Origin of the sequence: Streptomyces sp. NPDC048389 (assembly GCF_040706335.1) — a bacterium.
GTDB lineage: Bacteria > Actinomycetota > Actinomycetes > Streptomycetales > Streptomycetaceae > Streptomyces.
The window spans coordinates 48,097-66,909 of the sequence record NZ_JBEZKP010000015.1 but is presented as its reverse complement, the minus strand read 5'-3'; the positions used below and the strand labels follow the sequence as shown (position 1 = coordinate 66,909).

Sequence of the window (18,813 nt, the reverse complement as noted above, 5' to 3'; positions counted from 1 at the left end):
TCCGGGCCGCACCGGGGGAGGTCTCCGCGTGAGGCGGAGTCGCTGTCGCCAAGGTCACGTATGCCTCGTGCGGAGCGGGCGTCTAAAATTGAAATACTTAACGGTAGTTAACATCTGGGGAGTGAGAGACGTTGGCGGGAACCGCTGATTTCGACCTGTACCGCCCGGCCGAGGAGCACGACATGCTCCGCGAGACCGTCCGCTCTCTCGCCGAGGCGAAGATCGCGCCGTTCGCCGCCGCGGTGGACGAGGAGGCCCGCTTCCCGCAGGAGGCGCTGGACGCACTGGTCTCCTCCGACCTGCACGCGGTGCACGTGCCGGAGACGTACGGCGGTGCCGGCGCCGACGCGCTCGCCACGGTCATCGTGATCGAAGAGGTGGCCCGGGTCTGCGCCTCGTCCTCCCTCATCCCGGCCGTGAACAAGCTCGGCTCGCTTCCGGTGCTGCTCTCCGGCTCCGAGGAGCTGAAGAAGAAGTACATGGGGCCGCTCGCCGAGGGCGACGCGATGTTCTCGTACTGCCTGTCCGAGCCCGACGCGGGCTCCGACGCGGCGGGCATGAAGACGAAGGCCGTCCGCGACGGCGACTTCTACGTCCTCAACGGTGTGAAGCGCTGGATCACCAACGCCGGCGTCTCCGAGTACTACACGGTCATGGCCGTCACCGACCCTGAGAAGCGCTCCAAGGGCATCTCGGCCTTCGTCGTCGAGAAGGGCGACGAGGGTGTCTCGTTCGGCGCTCCGGAGAAGAAGCTCGGCATCAAGGGCTCGCCGACCCGCGAGGTCTACCTCGACAACGTCCGCATCCCCGCCGACCGCATGATCGGCGCGGAGGGCACGGGCTTCGCCACGGCCATGAAGACCCTGGACCACACCCGCATCACCATCGCGGCCCAGGCGCTCGGCATCGCGCAGGGCGCCCTCGACTACGCCAAGGGCTACGTCAAGGAGCGCAAGCAGTTCGGCAAGCCGATCGCGGACTTCCAGGGCGTGCAGTTCATGCTCGCGGACATGGCCATGAAGGTCGAGGCCGCCCGCCAGCTGACGTACGCGGCCGCCGCCAAGTCGGAGCGCGGCGATGCCGACCTCACCTTCCAGGGCGCGGCCGCCAAGTGCTTCGCCTCGGACGTCGCGATGGAGGTCACCACGGACGCCGTCCAGCTGCTCGGCGGCTACGGCTACACCCGCGACTACCCGGTGGAGCGCATGATGCGCGACGCCAAGATCACCCAGATTTATGAAGGCACGAACCAGGTCCAGCGGATCGTGATGGCGCGCAACCTGCCGTAAGCAGCCTCCCGCGGTGGACGAAGGGGCGCCCCCTGCCGGGAACGGCGGGGGCGCCCCTTCGTCCTTCAACGGTTCAGCCCTCGGCGCCCGTGCGGCGCCTGCGCGCGGCGAGCAGCAGACCCGCACCGGCGGCGAGCGCGGCGGACGCGCCGCCGACTGCCAGGGCGACGTCGGAGTCGGTGCCGGTGGTGGCCAGGGTGCGGCTGCTTCCGGTCGCGCTCAGGTTCTGATCGCCGGTGGTGGCGTTGGCCGTGGCGGTGTCGGCCTTGCCGGAGCCGGCGGCAGGTTCCGTGCCGTCACCGGTGCCGTCGTTGCCGCCGCCGTCCTCTTCCGCGGCCTTCTCGTTCAGGGCCCGCGCCTCGTGCCGGCCCTTCTCCAGGAATTCGGCGCGGTCCTCGGGCGTGCCCTTCAGCGCCGCCTTGCCGGCTTCCTTCACGTGGTGCCCGCCCCTGCTGATGATGTGCGAGATGAGCACCTGGTTGTCCTCGTCGCGGGCGATGTGCTGCCCGGTCTCGAGGAACTCGGCACGGTCCTGGGCGCTGCCGTGCATCGCGGCGTCGGCCGCTTTACGTACGGCGGGGCCGCCGGCCTCGCCGATCCGCGCGACGAGCACCTGGTTGTCCTGGTCGCGGGCGATGTGCTGCCCGGTCTCCAGGAACCTGACACGATCCTCCGGCGTACCCTTCAGGGCGACCTCGGCCGCTTCTTGCACGCCCGGGCCGCCGGAGCTGTGGATCTGGGCGACGCGGACCTTGTTGTCGATGTCGCGGGCGATGTGCTGCCCGGTCTCCAGGAACTCGGCGCGGTCCTCGGGCGTGCCCTTCAGCGCCTCCCGCCCGGCCTCCGCCAAGGAGACGCCGCCGACGCTGATGATCTGGGCGATCAGGACACGGTTGTCCTGGTCGCGGGCGACGTGTTGCCCGGTCTTCAGGAACTCACGCATCGCTGCAGGCCCGGCGTCGATGGCGGCGCTGCCCCGCTCGGCGACGGTGGAGCCGGGCTTGGCGGCGGCGATGATCCGGAGGACCGCGGCGCGGTCCTCCTCGGCCTGTGCGTCGTCGTCCGCGGGAGACCGGTCGGGCGTGGTCGGAGCCGACGGGTTGGACGCCGCACCACCGTCGCCGGGATTCGCGAAGGCCGGCGACGCGAGCAGGACGGCCGGAGCAATGGCAGCGGCGGTGACCGCCGAGGCGATCCGGGACAATCTCAAGAAAGCTCCCACGTTCTTCACATCTTTCTTACGGTCGGTCAACTCTACGCGTGAGTAATGACTTGATTGAATGGTTTGCGACGACGGCGGCTCGGGCCGCGGCCCCCTCGGCGGGCCTCCTCCGTACTCCGCCCCGCGATGTCCACACGCAATTCCCTGGAACGCCTGACGGGTCCACCGGCCCGACGCCACACTGTGCGCATGGTCGATCACTCAGCGAATGTGCCGAGTCATCTCGTCATCAACATCCGGCAACAGGCCGACCCGGTGTCCGAGGTCACCGAGGTGGATGCCTTCGCCTCCCACGTGAAGTATCCGGAGATCGTGGTGCGCGGGCCGTTGTTCGGGGTGGCGGAGCAGCGGCGCGGGGAGCGGCCGCGGTGGCGGTTGACGGCGGACATGGATTCCTCAGGGTGCCCGCAGGTCGCGCGGGACTCGCTCAACTCGCATCTCTGGTTCAAGGCCAAGGACGAGACGGAGGACCCCCGTGAACGACGGGAGCTGCTGGATGCCGTGACCCGGCTCGAGAGGGAGCGGGTGGACGAGCTGAAGGTGGCCGGGACGCGCTACCGCATCGTCCGGGCCGACGAGTTCGCGAGACTCGGCGACGGCCGACTGGAGCCGCCACGGCCCACGGACGTGGACTGCGAAGGGTGGGACCGTTCGGCGCGCGGAGAGTCGCGTACGAAGGGTTTCGTGCTCGACCACGCCTCGGTCGTCGGACTGTCGGAGGGTCTCGACCGGGCGGCGCTGGTCAATCTCGCGTACGCCTCCGAGCGCTACCCCGCCGATGTGCTGGCCGACTCCCGGCGTGCCCTGCGTACGCACCCTGGAGTGGTGCTGCTGCCGACGGCGTTCCGGGTGATGGAGAGAACCCGGGACGGATGGTCGATGGTTTCCGCGGCGCTTCCGACCCCCCAGGACGCCCGGCGCTGCCTGGTGCACCGCCTGCAGGAGTTCATGCCGATGCTGGAGGACGTCGACGAGAAGGAGGCCGCTGTCTACGCCCGTGCCGCCGAGCGCTTCATGCGGCGGACCCGCCCCGACGAACTGGTGGTGCGCGGGCGGTGCTTCCAGATCGTCCGGGTGGAGCGCATGGTGCGCATCGGGCCCGACGGTCCGGAGCCGCCGCGTCCGTCGGACGTGAACAGCCAGGAGCCGATGCAGATCCATCCGACGATGGACGAGTGGGGAACCATCACCTACGAAAGCGAAGGCGCCTGAAGAGATGCGGGCGTTCGTCGGTACCGGCTGCCGTTCGGGGCCGGCCCCGCCCTGGCTCCGTCCACCGGGCCGGTTCGCGTTCTTTGGCCCCGTCGTCGGCGGTCTGCGGTCGGTCTGCCCGGCCCGTCGGTCTGTGGTCGCTTTGCCCGGCCCCGGTCCAGGCCGCCGCGCATGGCAGGTCCGCTCAGGTCCACGCCGGTCCGCCCCCGGCCCCGGCTGGCGGCCGGTGCCGGTGCCGTCACTCCTCCGGCTGGGACAGGTGGGCCTTGGCGTCGTCGTACGTCGCCTCTGTGGCCGGCTCGGCCGGGCCGTAGAAGAGGTTGAGCACGCCCGTCTCGAAGGTCTGGGAGGAGATCAGCTTCAGGAGGACCGGCGTCTCGCCTTCGTCGAACAGGCGCATGCCCTTGCGGACGGCCACCGGGTGCACCAGCAGGTTCAGCTCGTCCAGCAGCCCTGCGGCCAGCAGCTGGCGGACCACGGAAACGGAGCCGCTGATGCCGATGGGGCTGTCGCCGGGCTCGTTCTTCAGCGCGATGACCGCGTCGAGCAGATCGCCCTTGTGCCGCTCAGAGTTCCGCCAGGTGAGGTCGAGTTCCTGGTGCGTGACGACGATCTTGCGCGCGTCGCCGAGAGCCTTGGCGAAGGGGGCGTCCTCACCGCCGGCGGCCTCGCGCTCGGGCCACGCGCCGGCGAAGCCGTCGTAGGTCTTGCGGCCCAGGATCAAGGTGTCGGCACAGCCGAGAGCGGCGTCGACGGCGGTACCCATCTCGTCGTTGAAGTAGGGGAAGTGCCACTCGTGGGGCGCCTCCACGACGCCGTCGAGCGAGATGAACAGTTGCGCGATGATCTTCCTCATGTCCGCTCTCCATACAAGTCGTAGGTTCTTGCCTCAGTAGACGACGAGGGCCGCGGAAACTCATCGGTGACACGTCACCGGAGGCGCCCCCTCTTCCCGGCCGGTCCTTGGCGGGGTGCCCGCGGCCCACCCGAAGTGGCCGAAAGACTAGAAACTTATTCCAGAAATGGCCTCTGCGTGGACTGCGTCGCGCGGCAGACTCGTTCCATGTGTCGGGGGAGCCGGCGGACGCCGCGCGTGTGACGGTGCGCGGCAGCCGGGCGAGGAGGGGCAGTGAGCGGGGTAGTGATCCATCTGCCGCCGGGGAACGGCGGTGACGGAGGGGAGTCGAGCGGTGAGGCGGTGACGTTACGGCTGGGGCCGGGGGAGTCGGTGCGTTTCGGGCGAGGCTCTGCGACGACCCCGGTCGAACTCCGCCTCGACGACGCGGCGATCTCCCGGCTGGCGGGGGAGATCCGGGTGACGGACGATCATTGGCAGCTCAGCAACCACAGTACGAGCCAGAGCTATCTGGTGGAGAACCCGGAGGGTGCGGGGGAATACCTCAGAGTGCCGCCACGACGGGCCGGAGCGCCCATTCCCTTCGAATTCTCCCGCGTCGTGCTGCCCACCCGCCGCAGTACCGGGGTCGCGTTCCAGGTGTTCGCCCCCGACCATGTGTACCTGCCCGCAGACGGCGCGAACGGCCAGTGGGGCAGCCGTACCGTCACGGCCTACTCACTCGACGAGACCTCCCTCTACTTCTTGGTACTGGTCGCGCTCTGCGAACCGCGCCTGCGTGACGAGTCGTCGGTGGCGGTGCCGACCACCCCCCAGATCGTCGAGCGGCTGAGGGGGCACGCCGCCTGCGGCCGGCTGACGGCTCGGGCGGTCAGCTCACACATCGACTACCTCGCCGAAGAGAAGATGCGGATCGGCGCACCGGCCGACCACGGGGCTTCCGCGGGCACCCGCCGCAACGGCAAGCGGGAATCGATCGTGGGACTCGTGCTGCGGTTCGGGCTCGTACGGGAGGAGCATCTCGCCCTGCTGCCGCCCCGGACGGGAGCGGGGCCGGGGCCACGGGAGTGGAAGACGTCGTGATCGGAGGAGCGCGCCGACACGGCCGGTGGACCGGAGGAGCGCGAGCGGCGGGCGTCGTGACGGGAGGAGCGCGCCGACACGGCCGGTGGAACGGAGGAGGAGACGGTGTCCGGCTCGGCCGACACGTCGGGAAGTGACGGTTCGGTACTGCTGCCGCGCGGCTATCGCGTCGGCGACTGGGAGGTCACCGAGTCGATCGCGGCAGGTGGCTGGGCCACGGTCTATGCGGGACGACCCGCCGGAGACGACGGTGGCCGCTCCGCGGGCCGGGAGGACGTCGCGCTCAAGTTCCTGCCGACCGCCGGTCTCGCGCCGCGTCAGGCACGCAGCGTCGCGGAATCCGCCCGCCGGGAGGTGGAGCTCGGCCGCCGGGCCGGCCATCCGAGGCTGATCCGCCTGCTGGACACCGTCGTGCTCAGCGAACCGGACCGCCCATTGCTGGACGGAGCGATCGTGCTGGTCATGGAGCGGGCCGCGCGCAGTCTGCGGGATGTGCTCGGCACCGGGGTGACCGAGGCGGAAGGCACCAGGCTGTTCACCGAAATCTGCGAGGGCCTGGCCCATCTGCACCGCAGCGGCTGGGTGCACGGGGACCTCAAACCGGACAACGTCCTGCTCATGGCGGACGGCTCCGTCAAGCTCTCCGACTTCGGGCTCGCCACGGAACTCACCGGCACGCACGGCACCCACGGTTACGCGCCGCCGATGGGCACCATGGACTACCTCCCGCCCGAGCGCTGGAAGGCCCCGCTCGGTGAGCACGGTGTGGAGTCCAGGCCGAGCGCCGACATCTGGGCGCTGGGCATCATGATCCACGAGGTGTTCGCGTCGGGCGTCTCGCCGTTCCCCGGCGCGACACCGATGGCGCGCGGTGCCGCCGTACAGGAGTACGCCGAGGGGCGCGCGGTGCTGCGGTTGGACCACGCGGTGCCGCCGTTCTGGCGTGCGCTGGCCGCCGACTGCCTGGCCCCGGCCCACGCCGTACGCGCCGCCCACACGGCCGAGAGCCTGCTGGCGCGCATCACCGCCCGGCAGTCCGTGGCCGGCGGTACGGGCGGGCCTTCGGCGCCGCGCCGGCGAGCCGCGGTCCGTGCCGCACTGGCGGCCGTCGTGGCCTGCGGAGCGGCGGCGGCGGCGATCGGAGCGTACGCCGTGCGTGACGGCGGTCCGGGCACGGTGTCCGTCCGGGTGTTCAACGCCGAGCAGGCTTGCCGGGATCGTACGGACCGGGATCCGCAGTGCAGCCTCGGCCTGGCGATCCATCCGCTGCTGCCCTACACGAGCGAGAACGTGGTCCCGACACGGGTGTGGCACGGCGACGTCCTCGCCGTCGACTGCCGCCTTCCTCAAGGGATTCCCATCATCGACGAGGCGGACAGGCAGTCCGCAGAGTGGTTCCGGGTCCGTCTCCCGCGGGGCTCCGCACGGTCCGTCGCGTGGCTGCCCGCCGTGCGCGCGAAGGATCGCCCCGAGGTACCCCGGTGCCCGCCCCTCACCCCTGTGCGGTGAGGGGAACCTCTGTGCGGTGAGGGAACCTCTGTGCGGTGAGGAGCAGCCGCAACCTTGCTCGCTGAGACGGGGCGCCCCGTGCGGGGCGGCCGGGATGCCGGTGTCACGGCGGCATGCGCAGCACATCAGGGGCCTCGTGGCGATGTCACTCCGGATCGTTCCGGATGCCGTTGCCGGGGGCCGCGAGGCTAGCTTGCGCACCAGCGGAACCAACGGCATCGGGCGTTGGTTCCACCACGAGAGGAAGAGTGCAGACACGTGCGCAGCATGCGAACACTCCTGGTGGGCGGGGCCTTTGCCCTTGTCTCCCTCGTACAGGCGACACCCGCTGCCCTTGCCGTCGGCGACCCTGCCGTACCTTCGCCGGCCGCCGCCGCGGCTGCCGCGAGCACGGGCCCGGCCGTCGCCGACGCCGTCCAGAGCTTCAGGAACCAGGCCACGGGCCGGTGCATGGACGACACCGACAACGGATTCCGCACCTGGAGCTGCAACGGCAGCAACCCGCAGAAGTGGAACGTACACGTCTGGGCCGACGGCACGCGCCAGCTGCGGAACGTCAACACGGGCCGCTGCGTCGAGGACACCGACAACGGCTTCCGCACCGTCATGACGTGCAACTCCAGCCCGGAGCAGAGCTGGTGGGTGAAGGTCTGGGGCGACGGCACCGTCCGGTTCCAGAACCAGGCCACCCTGCGGTGCATCGACGACAGCAGCCTGGGCTTCCGTACCTGGGCGTGCAACGACAGCCAGTACCAGAGCTGGTCCTGACACCCGGTTCCTCTTCACCGACGGGTGTTTCCCCTCTCCGCCGGCGTTTTCGCCGCCCGGCGGCTCCCGCCGCCACCCGCCGCCACCCGCCGCCACCCGCCGCCACCCGCCGCCACCCGCCGCCACCCGCCGCCGCCCGGCGGCGACACCCGGCGACACCCAGGCACCGTCAAGGCGTCATCCGAGGCAAAGGAGCATGCCCACGTGCATGGCACAGGTGTACGACGCGCGAGATTCGGATCAGTGATTCTGCTGCTCGTCACGACCGTGGCCGCCCTGGCGCGCCCGGCATGGGCCGCACAGCCCGCGGACCCGGTACCCGGCCCTCTCGGGCACAGCGCGCCGGCCGAGGTGTACTGCGGCGTCCCTGCGGAGCGGGACATCGCGGTGACCCGCAAGGTCTACGAGGTCGGGCAGCGCCGGGGAGTGTCCGACAAGGTGATGCTCGCCGGCTTCGAGACCGGCTGGGTCGAGTCGCACATGAACAACCTGAACTGCGGGGACAGGGACTCGCTCGGCGTCTTCCAGCAGCGGCCGTCGCAGGGCTGGGGCTCGCCGGAACAGGTCACCGACGTCGACTACGCGGCGAACAAGTTCTTCGAAGTGGCCCAGCGGATGGAGCCGCGGATGGAGGGCAGCACGGCGGGGCAGCTCGCCCAGGCGGTGCAGCGCTCCGCCTATCCGGAACGCTACGACCAGGCGGAGGGCATCGCCCGCGCCATGCGGGACGAGGCATTCCAGCCGTACGGGTCGATCGGCGCCAAGTACCACGCCCTGGGCGGGCCGAACGGCCCGCTCGGCCTGCCGGCCCGCGCCGAGGAGGACGCGATGCTGGGCGGGCGTTTCCAGGAGTTCCAGCACGGCATCGTCCTGTGGCGTCCGGATGTGGCGTACGCGGTGCACGGGGACATCCTGGGCAGGTTCCGGGCGACGGACTCGGAGCGGCGCTGGGGTTTCCCGACGATGGACGAGGCGGACGCGTCCGCGGCGCCGGACGGTACGCGCGGGCGTTACCAGTTCTTCGAGCGGGGGCTGTTCCTGTGGTCGCCGCAGACCGGCACCCATGTCGTGCACGGTGCGATCTACGACGCCTTCCATGAGGCGGGCCACGAAGGGGTGCTGGGCTACCCGGTCACCGACGAGGTGGACGAGGCCGGCGGCAAGGCGCAGAAGTTCCAGAACGCGACCGTCCACTGGCACCCCGACAAGGGCACCTGGATCACAGACAACTGACGCTCCATCAATACGCATGTCCGAACCAGGAGGAAAAGTTGAGCGAGCACCACACCACCCGCAGGAACATCCTGAAGGCCGTCGGCGGGGTCTCCGCGGCGGTGGCCCTCGGCGGCGCGGGAGTCGTCGCGTCGGCTTCGACCGCCGGCGCTGCCGCCAAGGGCGCCGAGGGCGCCAAGGGCGCAGCGGCCGGTGACGGCTTCGGCCTGCACATCGTGGACCGCATGGAGACCGACCCCCGCATGTGGTACTACCGGTTCCAGACGGGTGCGATCGGCGGCTGGGCCCCCGCCGTCAACGTCCTGCTCCCCGACGACTACCACTGGAGCGGACGCACCTACCCCGTCCTCTACCTGCTCCACGGCGGCAAGGAGGACTTCATCTCCTGGGACCGCAAGCGCATCCGGGAGATGACCGCCGGCAAGCCCATCATCGTGGTGATGCCCGACGGCGGACAGGCGGGCTGGTACTCCAACGCGGTCAGCTCCAACGTGGGCGCCCGGAACTGGGAGCACTTCCACATCGAGCAGCTGCGCCCGTGGATCGACGCGAACTTCCGGACGTACGACGAGTACGACGGCCGGGCCGTCTCCGGCTTCTCGATGGGCGGCTTCGGCGCGCTGAAGTACGCGGCCAAGTACTGGGGCCACTTCGCCTCGGTGAGCTCCCACTCCGGTCCGGCCAGCCTCCGCGGTGTCGCGATGGGTATCAGGGGCGGGGTCGTGCACTGGGCCAACGTGTCCTCCGCGGCCGTGGAGCTGGGCGGTGGCACGGTCTACGGCGTTCCGTGGGACCAGAACAGGGTCAGCATGGACAACCCGGTCGAGCGGGTCGAGAGCTACCGGAACAAGCGGGTCTTCATGGTCGCCGGCACCAGTCCCGAGCCGACCTTCTGGGACACCTTCAACGAGGTCGGTGTCCTCGACACCCAGCGGGAGTTCCGCGGCTTCCTCGACCGGGCCGGCATCCCGCACGAGTCGCACGAGGTGGGTGGAGGCCACTTCGTCCGCGAGGACCTGTTCATCCACGACCTCAACGGCATCATCGGCCGCCTCCGCAAGGCGTAGCGCTGCCCGGCAGCGGCGTTGCCGGCGGCTGCCCCGGGTGCTGCCCGGGGGCGGCCGCCGTGCCCTGCGCCGTGCTGGGCCGCCGTGCCCTGCGCTGCCCGGGGGCGGCCGCCGTGCTGCCGGAGCGGCCGGCGCCGGCTGCGAACCAGAACCCTTCTCCAGAAAAACTCTCCACAGAGGCCGACCATACGGGGGACTCGAGCCATGACATCCAGACCATCTCCACACCACGCGTCCGGACCGCTCCCGCGGGCCCTGCTCCTACGGGTCAAGGCGGCGCTGGCCGCCCTGGCCACAGCCGTCCTGCTCCTGGGCGCTCCCCCCGCCCAGGCCGACACCCCGGCACCACCGGAGATGACCGACGGCTTCGGCCTGACGCAGGTCGGTGCCGCGACCGGCACCGCCACCAACTTCGTGATCACCGTCTCCACGCCCGAGGTCTCCGGCGAGCACCGGATCCGCATCCTGCTCCCGGCCGACTACGCCGCCGGCCCCACCAAGCGGTATCCGGTCTTCTACTTCCTGCACGGCGCCTCCGACGACCCGGGCAACCCGGCCCTCGCCTATCCCGCCCTCACCGAGGCCCGGTCGATGATCACGGTCATCCCGGACGGGGGCCGACGGGGCTGGTACGCCAACTGGCTCGACCAGAAGACCGCCGCGGGCGCGCAGAACTGGGAGAACTTCCACATCGCCCAGCTGATCCCCTTCATCGACGCCAACCTGCGCACCGTCGCCACCAAGCAGGGCCGGGCGGTCGGAGGGATCTCGATGGGAGGGTTCGGCGCACTGCACTACGCCCAGGGCCACCCCGGTCTCTTCAGCCAGGTCGCCACCTTCTCCGGCGCCAACGAACTCTCCCGGAACCACGCCGTCATCCGCGCAGCCGTCGTCGCCACGCTGACCAATATCGGGGCGCCGCTGTGCGGATCGAGTTCCGCACCCGTCTGCGGACTCGACTTCGGCCCTTCCGTGTCCAGTGACGCGATCTTCGGCACGCCGTACCCGGTGTTCGACGCCGACTGGCGCTGGAACGAGGCCGACCCCGTCGCGCACATGGACCGGCTGGCCGGCATGGGCGTCGCGATCTACACCGGAAACGGCAACGGCGATCCGGCGAACATGGAGTTCTGGGTCGAGTCGGCGGCACAGCACTCGAAGGACCGCCTGGACGCCCTCGGACAGCCGTACCACTACGTGAACTACGGCGACGGGTCCGGCTGGGGCGAGCACTGCGACGGCGGCCACAACAGCGGCTGCTGGTCCCAGGACCTCGTGGACTACGTGCCACGCCTCGAAGCGGCGTTCGCGGCCGCATGACCGTCCACGCACCGACCGACAAGGAAGGAACAACCATGGCACCGTCCTCCGCCCACCCGCGGACACGCCCCGCGGCCGCGCTGCGCCTACTCGCGACCGCCCTGGCGACCTGCTGCATCGCTCTGGGCGTCATGGCCGCCCCGTTCACCACGCCCACCGCCCGGGCGGCGGCCGCGAACTGCGACTCCCCGCTGCGCTGCGAGACCATCACCTCCGCGAGCAACGGGCGGCAGCTCGACGTACAGAACGGGTCCACCGGTGACGGCGCCTTCATCGTCACCAACTCGGCTCCCGGCCACCACCAGTCCTGGACGCTGAACGTCGACCCGGCCGAATCCACCTTCACGATCCTGAACGACGCGACCGGCAAGTGCGTCGACCTCGGCTGGCCCGCCCTGCGCCAGCAGACGTGCCGCGGGCAGGCGAGCCAGAAGTGGTACTTCCAGCCGGTCGCCGGGTCCGAGTCCGTCTTCCTGATCCGCAACGCGAGCGACAACTCGTGCCTCGACCTGGTGGCGAACGCGCAGTACGACGACGCGTGGACCGGGAAGTCCAACTGCCACGGCAACACCAACCAGCGGTGGACCACCACGTCGGCGGCCGCCTGGAACCTGGCCGTGGAGCGCGGCGCCCGCATGTGCCAGAAGACCCCGTCCAGCTGCTCCTGGTCGCTGGAGAGCGAGGCCCCGGCCGCCCCGCTGCCGACCGTCTGTGCCTCCGCCGTCTGGTACAACAACACCGGCTCGCCGGTCTCCCAGACCTTCTCGGTGAACGAGACGACCGGCTGGTCGAGCAGCATCACGACGGCACTGTCGACGACCGCCGGTTCCGGGGGGCCGTCGCCCCTGACGGCGTCCATCGAGTCGACTCTGACGTTCGAGAACGTCTGGAGCGGCTCCACGACGGTCGGCGACGGCATCGAGGTGTCCGTCCCGCCCGCCCACTACGGCTGGGTGACCCTGTCGCTGCTGGCGAGGAAGGTGACCGGCACCTGGACGTTCGACGCGCACGGCCTCCCGTGGACGGCCCACGACACCGTGACCGTCCCGGTCAAGGACGACCCGGCCGGCGGCGCGACCCTCTACATCGCGAACACGAGCCCGACGTTCAGCTCCTGCGCCTGACCCGTCGTGCCTGACTCCGTCGCCCGCCGCGGGACGCCCCGCGGCGGGCGACGGCTGCCGTTCGGTTGAAGCACGGCCTCCACCGGTGCCGGGCCGGGCCGTTCGAGCCGCTGCCGTCGGCACCACGTGTCCGTCGGTGGCCGTCGGCACGCGCCGGTGGGCGCCAGAGGCCGACCCGGCCCGGCGTCGGCCGGCGTACGGGGAACCCGCCATGCCGTCTGCGCGTCCCCATCCACGGACACCGGAAGTCACCCAGGAGGGGGAAGCGGCCGTGGAGCAGCCGAGGACCGCGCTCGCGGAGCGGATCGCCGAGCGGAGAAGGGGCGTTGGTGACCCGCGCGCTCTGGTCGGTGAGATGCGGCGCTCCGTCCTGCTGGTGCCGACGGCCGGTGGAGGTCTCTGGTCGGCCCGCTCGGGCGGGGTGCGGTGGGTGTGCGGGTTCACCGACGAGGCCGCACTCGCCCGGTTCGCCCTGCAGCACGGTCCGGGCGATCAGCCGTTGGACTACGCGGCGCTGCTGGGGGCGCGCATCGTCGACGAGATCGTGCCGACACTGGGTGAGCCGGCCGGTCTGGCCGTCGACATCGCGACGGAGGACGGGTCGATGTTCTTCCCGCCGGTCGCGGGCATCGTTCCGGACGGTGTGGCCGTCGACACCGACAAGGGTGGGGAGGGGCACGGCCATGGGCGGTGACGGTGCGGACCTGAACTTCGACAAGGCGTCGGTCGCGAAGTTCACCAAGGGCGTCGGCGCGACCATCGACCAGCTCGGTGACCTCGGTGGCGCCACCGGTTCGGTGATGGGCAAGGGCTTCTCCGAGCTGTCGATGACCGGCATGGAGGCCGGGCACCACGGGCTGTCCGTCGACTTCGAGGACTTCTGCGAGCGCTGGGAGTGGGGTGTGCGGGCCCTGGTGCACGACGCGAGCGCGCTCGCGAACCGCCTGGGCCTGGCGGCGGGCACGCAGTGGGAGCACGACCAGTACGTCGAGGGCACGATCAAGGTGGGCGTCAACTCCGTGATGGGCGGCAACCCGCATGCCACCGAGGAGGAGATCGCCCGGCAGGACTGGGGCGAGGTGTTCACGCCGGACTCCCTGGACCCGGACTGGAGCGCCGAGTCGTTCGAGCAGGCGGGGCAGGACATCGAGCAGACCTGGAAGGACACCGGCCGCGCCGTCCTCACCGAGGGGCAGGGCGGCCAGCGGTCGGAGATACTGGGCGACGCCCTCGGCATCTCCGACGACCAGTGGAACCGGGCGCTGGACGACACCTTCGGCCCCTCACCGGAGGAACGCGCCCGGCAGGCGCAGCAACAGGCCGACCAGGGCGCGGACGGGGGCAACTGAGCATGGGTATCGGCGACATCATCAGTGACGTCACTCCCGACTCGGTCGAGAAGGTGATCGAGGGCGGTGTCGAGTGGGCCGGCAACCGGGTCGAGGACGCCGGGAACTGGACCGCCGACCGGCTGGACGACGTCGGCTGGGAGTCCGGTGCGGACTGGGTGCGCGAGCAGTCCCGCTCGGTCGCCAACCGGATGGGCGCCGAGGTCGACGAGATGGACCTCGGGCAGACCGAGGACAAGACCAAACTGATCTACGGCAGCCCCGACAAGATCCGCTCCACCGCCAAGCAACTCCGCGGCTTCCGGACGGCCTTCGACAACGCCGGCGAGGGCCTCAAAGGACTCGAGTCGTCCGAACTCAAGGGAGAGGCGGCCGAAGCGCTGCGCACCGCCGTGCGCACCCAGCCCCCCAAGTGGTTCACCGGCGCCGACGCCTGCGAGGACGCGGCCGCCGCAATGGAGGCGTTCGCCGGCACGGTCGCCTGGGCACAGGGGCGGGCACAGGCGGCGATCGACAAGTGGAAGGAAGGCACCAAAGCCTCCGCGGACGCCGCCGACGCGCACCGCAAGCGGGTCGACAACTACAACAACGCCGTCGACCGCTACAACGCCCAGCCCGCAGACCAGCGGGACCCGTCCACCCTCCCACCCTGCCCCGCCCCGACGTTCGACGACCCCGGCAAGAAGCTGATGCAGGAGGCGCAGGACATCCTCGCGGAGGCGCGCAAGCAGCGGAACACAGCGGCCGAGACGGCGCGTACCGCAGTCCGCGCCGCCCGCGACAAGGCCCCTGAGAAGCCCTCGTACGCCGAGCAGTTGGGCGACGGCATGCAGGAGCTGCAGATCGTCGGGGACCATGTCGGTGGCGGCATCGTCAAGGGCACCGCGGGGCTGCTGAACTTCGTCCGGGGTATCAACCCGCTGGACCCGTACAACATCACGCACCCGGCCGAATACGCGACCAACCTCAACAGCCTGGCCTCCGGCCTCGTCCTGGCCGCCAATGACCCGGTCGGCACGGGCAAGCAGATGATCAACGACTTCATGAAGGACCCCTACGAGGGCTTCGGTCGTCTGCTGCCCGACGCCGCGCTGACCGTGGCCACCGGTGGTGGAGGCGCCGCCGTCAAGGTGGTGCGCATCGCCGAGAACGCCGCCGACGCCGCGAAGGCGCGCAGGCTGGCCGACAACACTCCGGACGGCACCCACAACACACCGGACGGCGACCGCACCGCGGGCGGTGACCCGGTGGACCTCGCCACGGGCCGGATGTTCCTCCCCCAGACGGACGTCGAGGTGCCCGGCATCCTGCCGCTGGTCTTCACCCGCCGTACGGAGTCCGGTTGTGCGGTGGGCCGCTTCCTGGGGCCCGCCTGGACGTCCACGGTCGACGAGCGGCTGGAGATCGACGCGGTCGGCGTGGTCCACGTCACCGCCGAGGGGCTCCTGATCACCTACCCGCACCCGGTACCCGGCGCTCCCACCCGCCCGGAGACGGGCACCGCCCGCACGCTGCTGGCCCGCGACGGCAACGGCGACTACACCGTCACCGCCCTCGACAGCGGCCTGACCTTCCACTTCACCGCCCCGTCCGACAGCGACCCCGGGGGTGACGGCCGCGCCTGGCTGTCCGCCGTCACCGAACGCAACGGTCACTCCATCACCGTCGACCGCACCGAGGACGGGCTGCCGACGGCCCTGGTCCACTCGGCGGGCCACCAGGTGAAGCTGTCCGTCGCCGACGGCCTGATCACTGCTCTTTCCCTGGCAGGCGGGGGTGAGGGCGGCGCGGACCTCCCCCTGATGAGCTACGGCTACGAGGACGGGAACCTCACCGCCGTCACCAAGCCTTCCGGGGCCACCACCACCTTCGTCTACGACGACCGGCGCCGCGTCACCGCCTGGATCGACTCCAACGCCAGCCGCTACGACTACGTCTACGACGACCGCGACCGCGTCGTGGCAGAGGGCGGCGAGGCCGGCCACGTCCAGATATCCCTGTCCTACACCGAACCGGACCCCGAGACGGGCCACCGCACGACCACGCTCACGACCGCCGACGGGCACGCGACCCGCCATCTGTTCGGCCCCCGCTGCCGTCTGCTGGCGCTCACCGATCCCCTCGGCCACACCACCCGGTTCACCTACGACCAGCGCGGCAATCTCCAGTCCCGGACCGACCCGCTGGGCCTCACCACCGTCTTCTCCTACGACGAGGACGGGCGGCTCGTATCGGCCACCCGCCCGGACGGCAGCGAACTGCACACCGTACGCGGCCCGTTCGGTCTGCCGGTGGAGGTCGTCGGGCCGGACGGCACCCGGGTGCTTCATGAGTACGACGAACGCGGCAACCGCACGGCAGTCACCGACCAGGCCGGCTCCACCACTCGTTACACCTACGACCACGCCGGCCGGCTCACCTCCGTCACCGACGCCCTCGGGGCCACGACGCGGGTGGTGTGCGACGCGGCGGGGCTGCCCGTGGAGGTGACCGGCCCGTCCGGCGACGTCAGCCGCACGGAGCGCGACGCCCTCGGCCGCCCCGTCCGCACGATCGACCCGGTGGGAGGGGCGACGCACCTCGAGTGGAACGCCGACGGGCAGCTCGCCCGCCGCACCGGCCCCGACGGCTCCGCCGAGTCCTGGACCTACGACGGCGAGGGCAACTGCCTCGGCCACACCGACGCGTCCGGCGGCGTCACCCGCTTCGAGTACACCCACTTCGACCTGCCTCTCGCGCGCACCCGGCCCGACGGCGTCCGCCACGAGTTCGAGCACGACGCGGACCTGCGCCTCACCCGCGTCACCGACCCGCAGGGGCTGACCTGGGACTACGAGTACGACGCCGCCGGCAACATCGTCTCCGAGACCGACTTCGACGGACGCACCCTCACCTACCGGGTGGACGCCGCAGGCCGGCTCGCCGCACGGACCGACGCGCTCGGCGGCACCATCTCGTTCGAGCGCGACCGGCTCGGCCAGGTGATCCGCAAGGACGTCGACGGCCGGGCGACGACCTACGCATACGACCGGGCCGGACGCCTGCTGGAGGCAGCCGGACCGGACAGCGAGCTGCGCTACCAGTACGACCGCCGGGGCAAGGTCAAGGCCGAACTGGTCGACGGCCGTCCCGTCGTCTACGCCTACGACGCCCTGGGTCGCCGCAAGCGCCGCACCACACCCACCGGCCATGTCACCTCCTACGCCTACGACGCCGGAGGCATGCCCGAACGCCTGACCACCGGCGGTCGCCGCGTCGACTTCACCCACGACGCCGCCGGCCGGGAACTCGCCCGCGTCTTCGGCGACGCGATCACCGTGACCTCCGCCTGGGACGAGGCCGGACGGCTCGCCGAGCAGCACATCACCGCCGGAGCGCGCGCCGTCAACAGCCGGGCCTACACCTACCGCGCCGACGGCCACCCGACCTCCGTGACGGACCGGCTGTCGGGCACCCGCACCTTCGATCTCGACCAGGCCGGCCGGGTCACCGCCGTCCACGCCCGGGGCTGGACGGAGCGGTACGCCTACGACGACACCGGCAACCAGACCTCGGCGTCCTGGCCGTCCCGTCACCCGGGCAACGAGGCCACCGGAGAACGCGCCTACACCGGAACCTCGATCACCCGCGCCGGCGACGTGCGCTTCGAACACGACGCACTCGGCCGGATCACCCTGCGGCAGAAGACCCGCCTCTCCCGCAAGCCCGACACCTGGCGCTACGAGTGGGACACCGAGAACCGCCTGACCTCGGTTACCACCCCCGACGGAACACGGTGGCGCTACCGCTACGACCCCCTGGGCCGCCGCACCGCGAAACAGCGCCTGGCGTCCGACGGCGAGAGCGTGGTCGAGGAGACCCGGTTCACCTGGGACGGTCTCACCCTGTGCGAACAGACCACCCACCGGCCCGATCACCCGCACACGATCGCCCTCACCTGGGACCACCGGGACGTCGTCCCCCTGGCCCAGACCGAGCGCATCCTCGGCGCCGACGGCCGGCAGGAGGAGATCGACCGCCGGTTCTTCGCCATCGCCACGGACCTCATCGGCACGCCCACCGAACTGGTCGACGAGTCCGGCGACATCGCCTGGCGGTCCCGCTCCACCCTCTGGGGAACCACCGCCTGGGCCCGCGACAGCAGCACGTACACGCCGCTGCGCTTCCCCGGCCAGTACTACGACCCCGAGACGGGGCTCCACTACAACCTGTTCCGCCACTACGACCCCGAAACCGGCCGCTACACCTCCCCGGACCCGCTGGGCCTGGCTCCCGCGCCGAATCCGGTCGCGTACGTGGACAACCCGTACAGCGGGTGCGACCCGCTGGGCCTGATGCCCAAGTACACGAAGGAGGAGAAGGCCGCGAAGGCCAGGGAGGACGCCCACAAAACCACGGACGAGGTCATCCAGAGGGCACAGGAAGACAAGTGGAAGAAGGGCGGCGACTACCACGGGGACACTAAGCACGGCTTCAGTGACGAACGGGTCCTGGAGATCCTGAAGAACCCCGACGCGGTGTACCACTCGACGGCGAACAGCGGAAACCTGATCTTCCGGCAGGGGGAGGACATCGTGGTGACGAAGGGAGGCGGTGCCGGAGCGGGCAACGCCATCACGGCATACGGCCCTTCGGGTATCAAGGGCGAATCCGGGGTGAAGGCGCTCGGCGGCCTGCCCACTGACCCTGGTGGGCCGATTACCCACACCGACGTCGTGGAAGGCAGGATTCCGGCCAAGAACGGCTACATGGCTCCGGCCGTACAGATCCGATGAGGCGGC

Annotated in this window: 14 protein-coding genes; 12 read left to right on the top strand and 2 right to left on the bottom strand. The window is 70.8% G+C overall.

Annotation, left to right across the window (positions count from 1 at the left end; genetic code table 11):
- The first annotated feature begins 131 nt into the window (after positions 1-131).
- Positions 132-1,289 carry an acyl-CoA dehydrogenase gene (locus AB0903_RS13925; protein ID WP_366702340.1) on the top strand — a complete coding sequence of 386 codons (1,158 nt, stop codon included), beginning with the start codon at positions 132-134 and terminating at the stop codon, positions 1,287-1,289.
- Between the two features lie 73 nt (positions 1,290-1,362).
- On the opposite strand, the gene AB0903_RS13920 is transcribed toward AB0903_RS13925, so the two are convergent.
- Entirely contained in the window at positions 1,363-2,499 is a 1,137-nt protein-coding gene (locus tag AB0903_RS13920; RefSeq protein ID WP_366702338.1) for an ALF repeat-containing protein, read from the bottom strand.
- A 201-nt stretch (positions 2,500-2,700) separates the two neighbouring features.
- Between AB0903_RS13920 and AB0903_RS13915 the strand changes: the two genes are divergently transcribed.
- The gene (locus tag AB0903_RS13915) at positions 2,701-3,723 is read left to right on the top strand and encodes a DUF5954 family protein (protein WP_366702336.1); all 1,023 of its coding nucleotides are present in this window, start codon (positions 2,701-2,703) and stop codon (positions 3,721-3,723) included.
- Positions 3,724-3,961: 238 nt separating this feature from the next.
- Here the strand turns inward: AB0903_RS13915 and AB0903_RS13910 are convergent, their stop codons facing one another.
- On the bottom strand, positions 3,962-4,579 hold the full coding sequence (locus AB0903_RS13910; RefSeq protein ID WP_366702334.1) for a dihydrofolate reductase family protein: 618 nt from the start codon (positions 4,577-4,579) through the stop codon (positions 3,962-3,964).
- 273 nt (positions 4,580-4,852) lie between these two features.
- Between AB0903_RS13910 and AB0903_RS13905 the strand changes: the two genes are divergently transcribed.
- The 10 genes from AB0903_RS13905 to AB0903_RS13860 all read left to right on the top strand — a co-directional run bounded on the left by AB0903_RS13905 (position 4,853) and on the right by AB0903_RS13860 (position 18,807).
- Positions 4,853-5,662 (top strand): serine/threonine protein kinase, encoded by an 810-nt coding sequence (locus AB0903_RS13905; RefSeq protein WP_366702332.1) that lies wholly within the window; start codon positions 4,853-4,855, stop codon positions 5,660-5,662.
- Between the two features lie 105 nt (positions 5,663-5,767).
- On the top strand, positions 5,768-7,171 hold the full coding sequence (locus AB0903_RS13900; protein WP_366702330.1) for a serine/threonine-protein kinase: 1,404 nt from the start codon (positions 5,768-5,770) through the stop codon (positions 7,169-7,171).
- Positions 7,172-7,438: 267 nt separating this feature from the next.
- Positions 7,439-7,939, top strand: coding sequence for an RICIN domain-containing protein (locus AB0903_RS13895; RefSeq protein WP_366702447.1), 501 nt, complete (start codon positions 7,439-7,441; stop codon positions 7,937-7,939).
- A gap of 243 nt (positions 7,940-8,182) precedes the next feature.
- Positions 8,183-9,172, top strand: coding sequence for a hypothetical protein (locus AB0903_RS13890; protein ID WP_366702328.1), 990 nt, complete (start codon positions 8,183-8,185; stop codon positions 9,170-9,172).
- A gap of 38 nt (positions 9,173-9,210) precedes the next feature.
- Positions 9,211-10,239, top strand: coding sequence for an alpha/beta hydrolase-fold protein (locus AB0903_RS13885; RefSeq protein WP_366702326.1), 1,029 nt, complete (start codon positions 9,211-9,213; stop codon positions 10,237-10,239).
- A gap of 204 nt (positions 10,240-10,443) precedes the next feature.
- The gene (locus AB0903_RS13880; protein WP_366702324.1) at positions 10,444-11,559 is read left to right on the top strand and encodes an alpha/beta hydrolase-fold protein; all 1,116 of its coding nucleotides are present in this window, start codon (positions 10,444-10,446) and stop codon (positions 11,557-11,559) included.
- Between the two features lie 35 nt (positions 11,560-11,594).
- Positions 11,595-12,683 carry an RICIN domain-containing protein gene (locus AB0903_RS13875; protein ID WP_366702322.1) on the top strand — a complete coding sequence of 363 codons (1,089 nt, stop codon included), beginning with the start codon at positions 11,595-11,597 and terminating at the stop codon, positions 12,681-12,683.
- A 271-nt stretch (positions 12,684-12,954) separates the two neighbouring features.
- Complete coding sequence (locus AB0903_RS13870) at positions 12,955-13,377, top strand: hypothetical protein (protein WP_366702320.1); 423 nt, start codon at positions 12,955-12,957, stop codon at positions 13,375-13,377.
- Positions 13,367-14,032, top strand: a complete 666-nt coding sequence (locus tag AB0903_RS13865; RefSeq protein ID WP_366702318.1) for a hypothetical protein — start codon at positions 13,367-13,369, stop codon at positions 14,030-14,032. Before AB0903_RS13870 ends, AB0903_RS13865 begins: the two co-directional genes overlap by 11 nt.
- Positions 14,033-14,034: 2 nt before the next feature.
- Positions 14,035-18,807, top strand: coding sequence for a putative T7SS-secreted protein (locus AB0903_RS13860; RefSeq protein ID WP_366702316.1), 4,773 nt, complete (start codon positions 14,035-14,037; stop codon positions 18,805-18,807).
- Positions 18,808-18,813: the final 6 nt, after the last annotated feature.

Bases quoted from the DNA above. Each gene is read 5' to 3' on its own strand.
- AB0903_RS13915 (WP_366702336.1), top strand. From the start codon at position 2,701: ATGGTCGATCACTCAGCGAATGTGCCGAGTCATCTCGTCATCAACATC.
- AB0903_RS13910 (WP_366702334.1), bottom strand. From the start codon at position 4,579: ATGAGGAAGATCATCGCGCAACTGTTCATCTCGCTCGACGGCGTCGTG.
- AB0903_RS13895 (WP_366702447.1), top strand. From the start codon at position 7,439: ATGCGAACACTCCTGGTGGGCGGGGCCTTTGCCCTTGTCTCCCTCGTA.
- AB0903_RS13880 (WP_366702324.1), top strand. From the start codon at position 10,444: ATGACATCCAGACCATCTCCACACCACGCGTCCGGACCGCTCCCGCGG.
- AB0903_RS13875 (WP_366702322.1), top strand. From the start codon at position 11,595: ATGGCACCGTCCTCCGCCCACCCGCGGACACGCCCCGCGGCCGCGCTG.
- AB0903_RS13865 (WP_366702318.1), top strand. From the start codon at position 13,367: ATGGGCGGTGACGGTGCGGACCTGAACTTCGACAAGGCGTCGGTCGCG.
- AB0903_RS13860 (WP_366702316.1), top strand. From the start codon at position 14,035: ATGGGTATCGGCGACATCATCAGTGACGTCACTCCCGACTCGGTCGAG.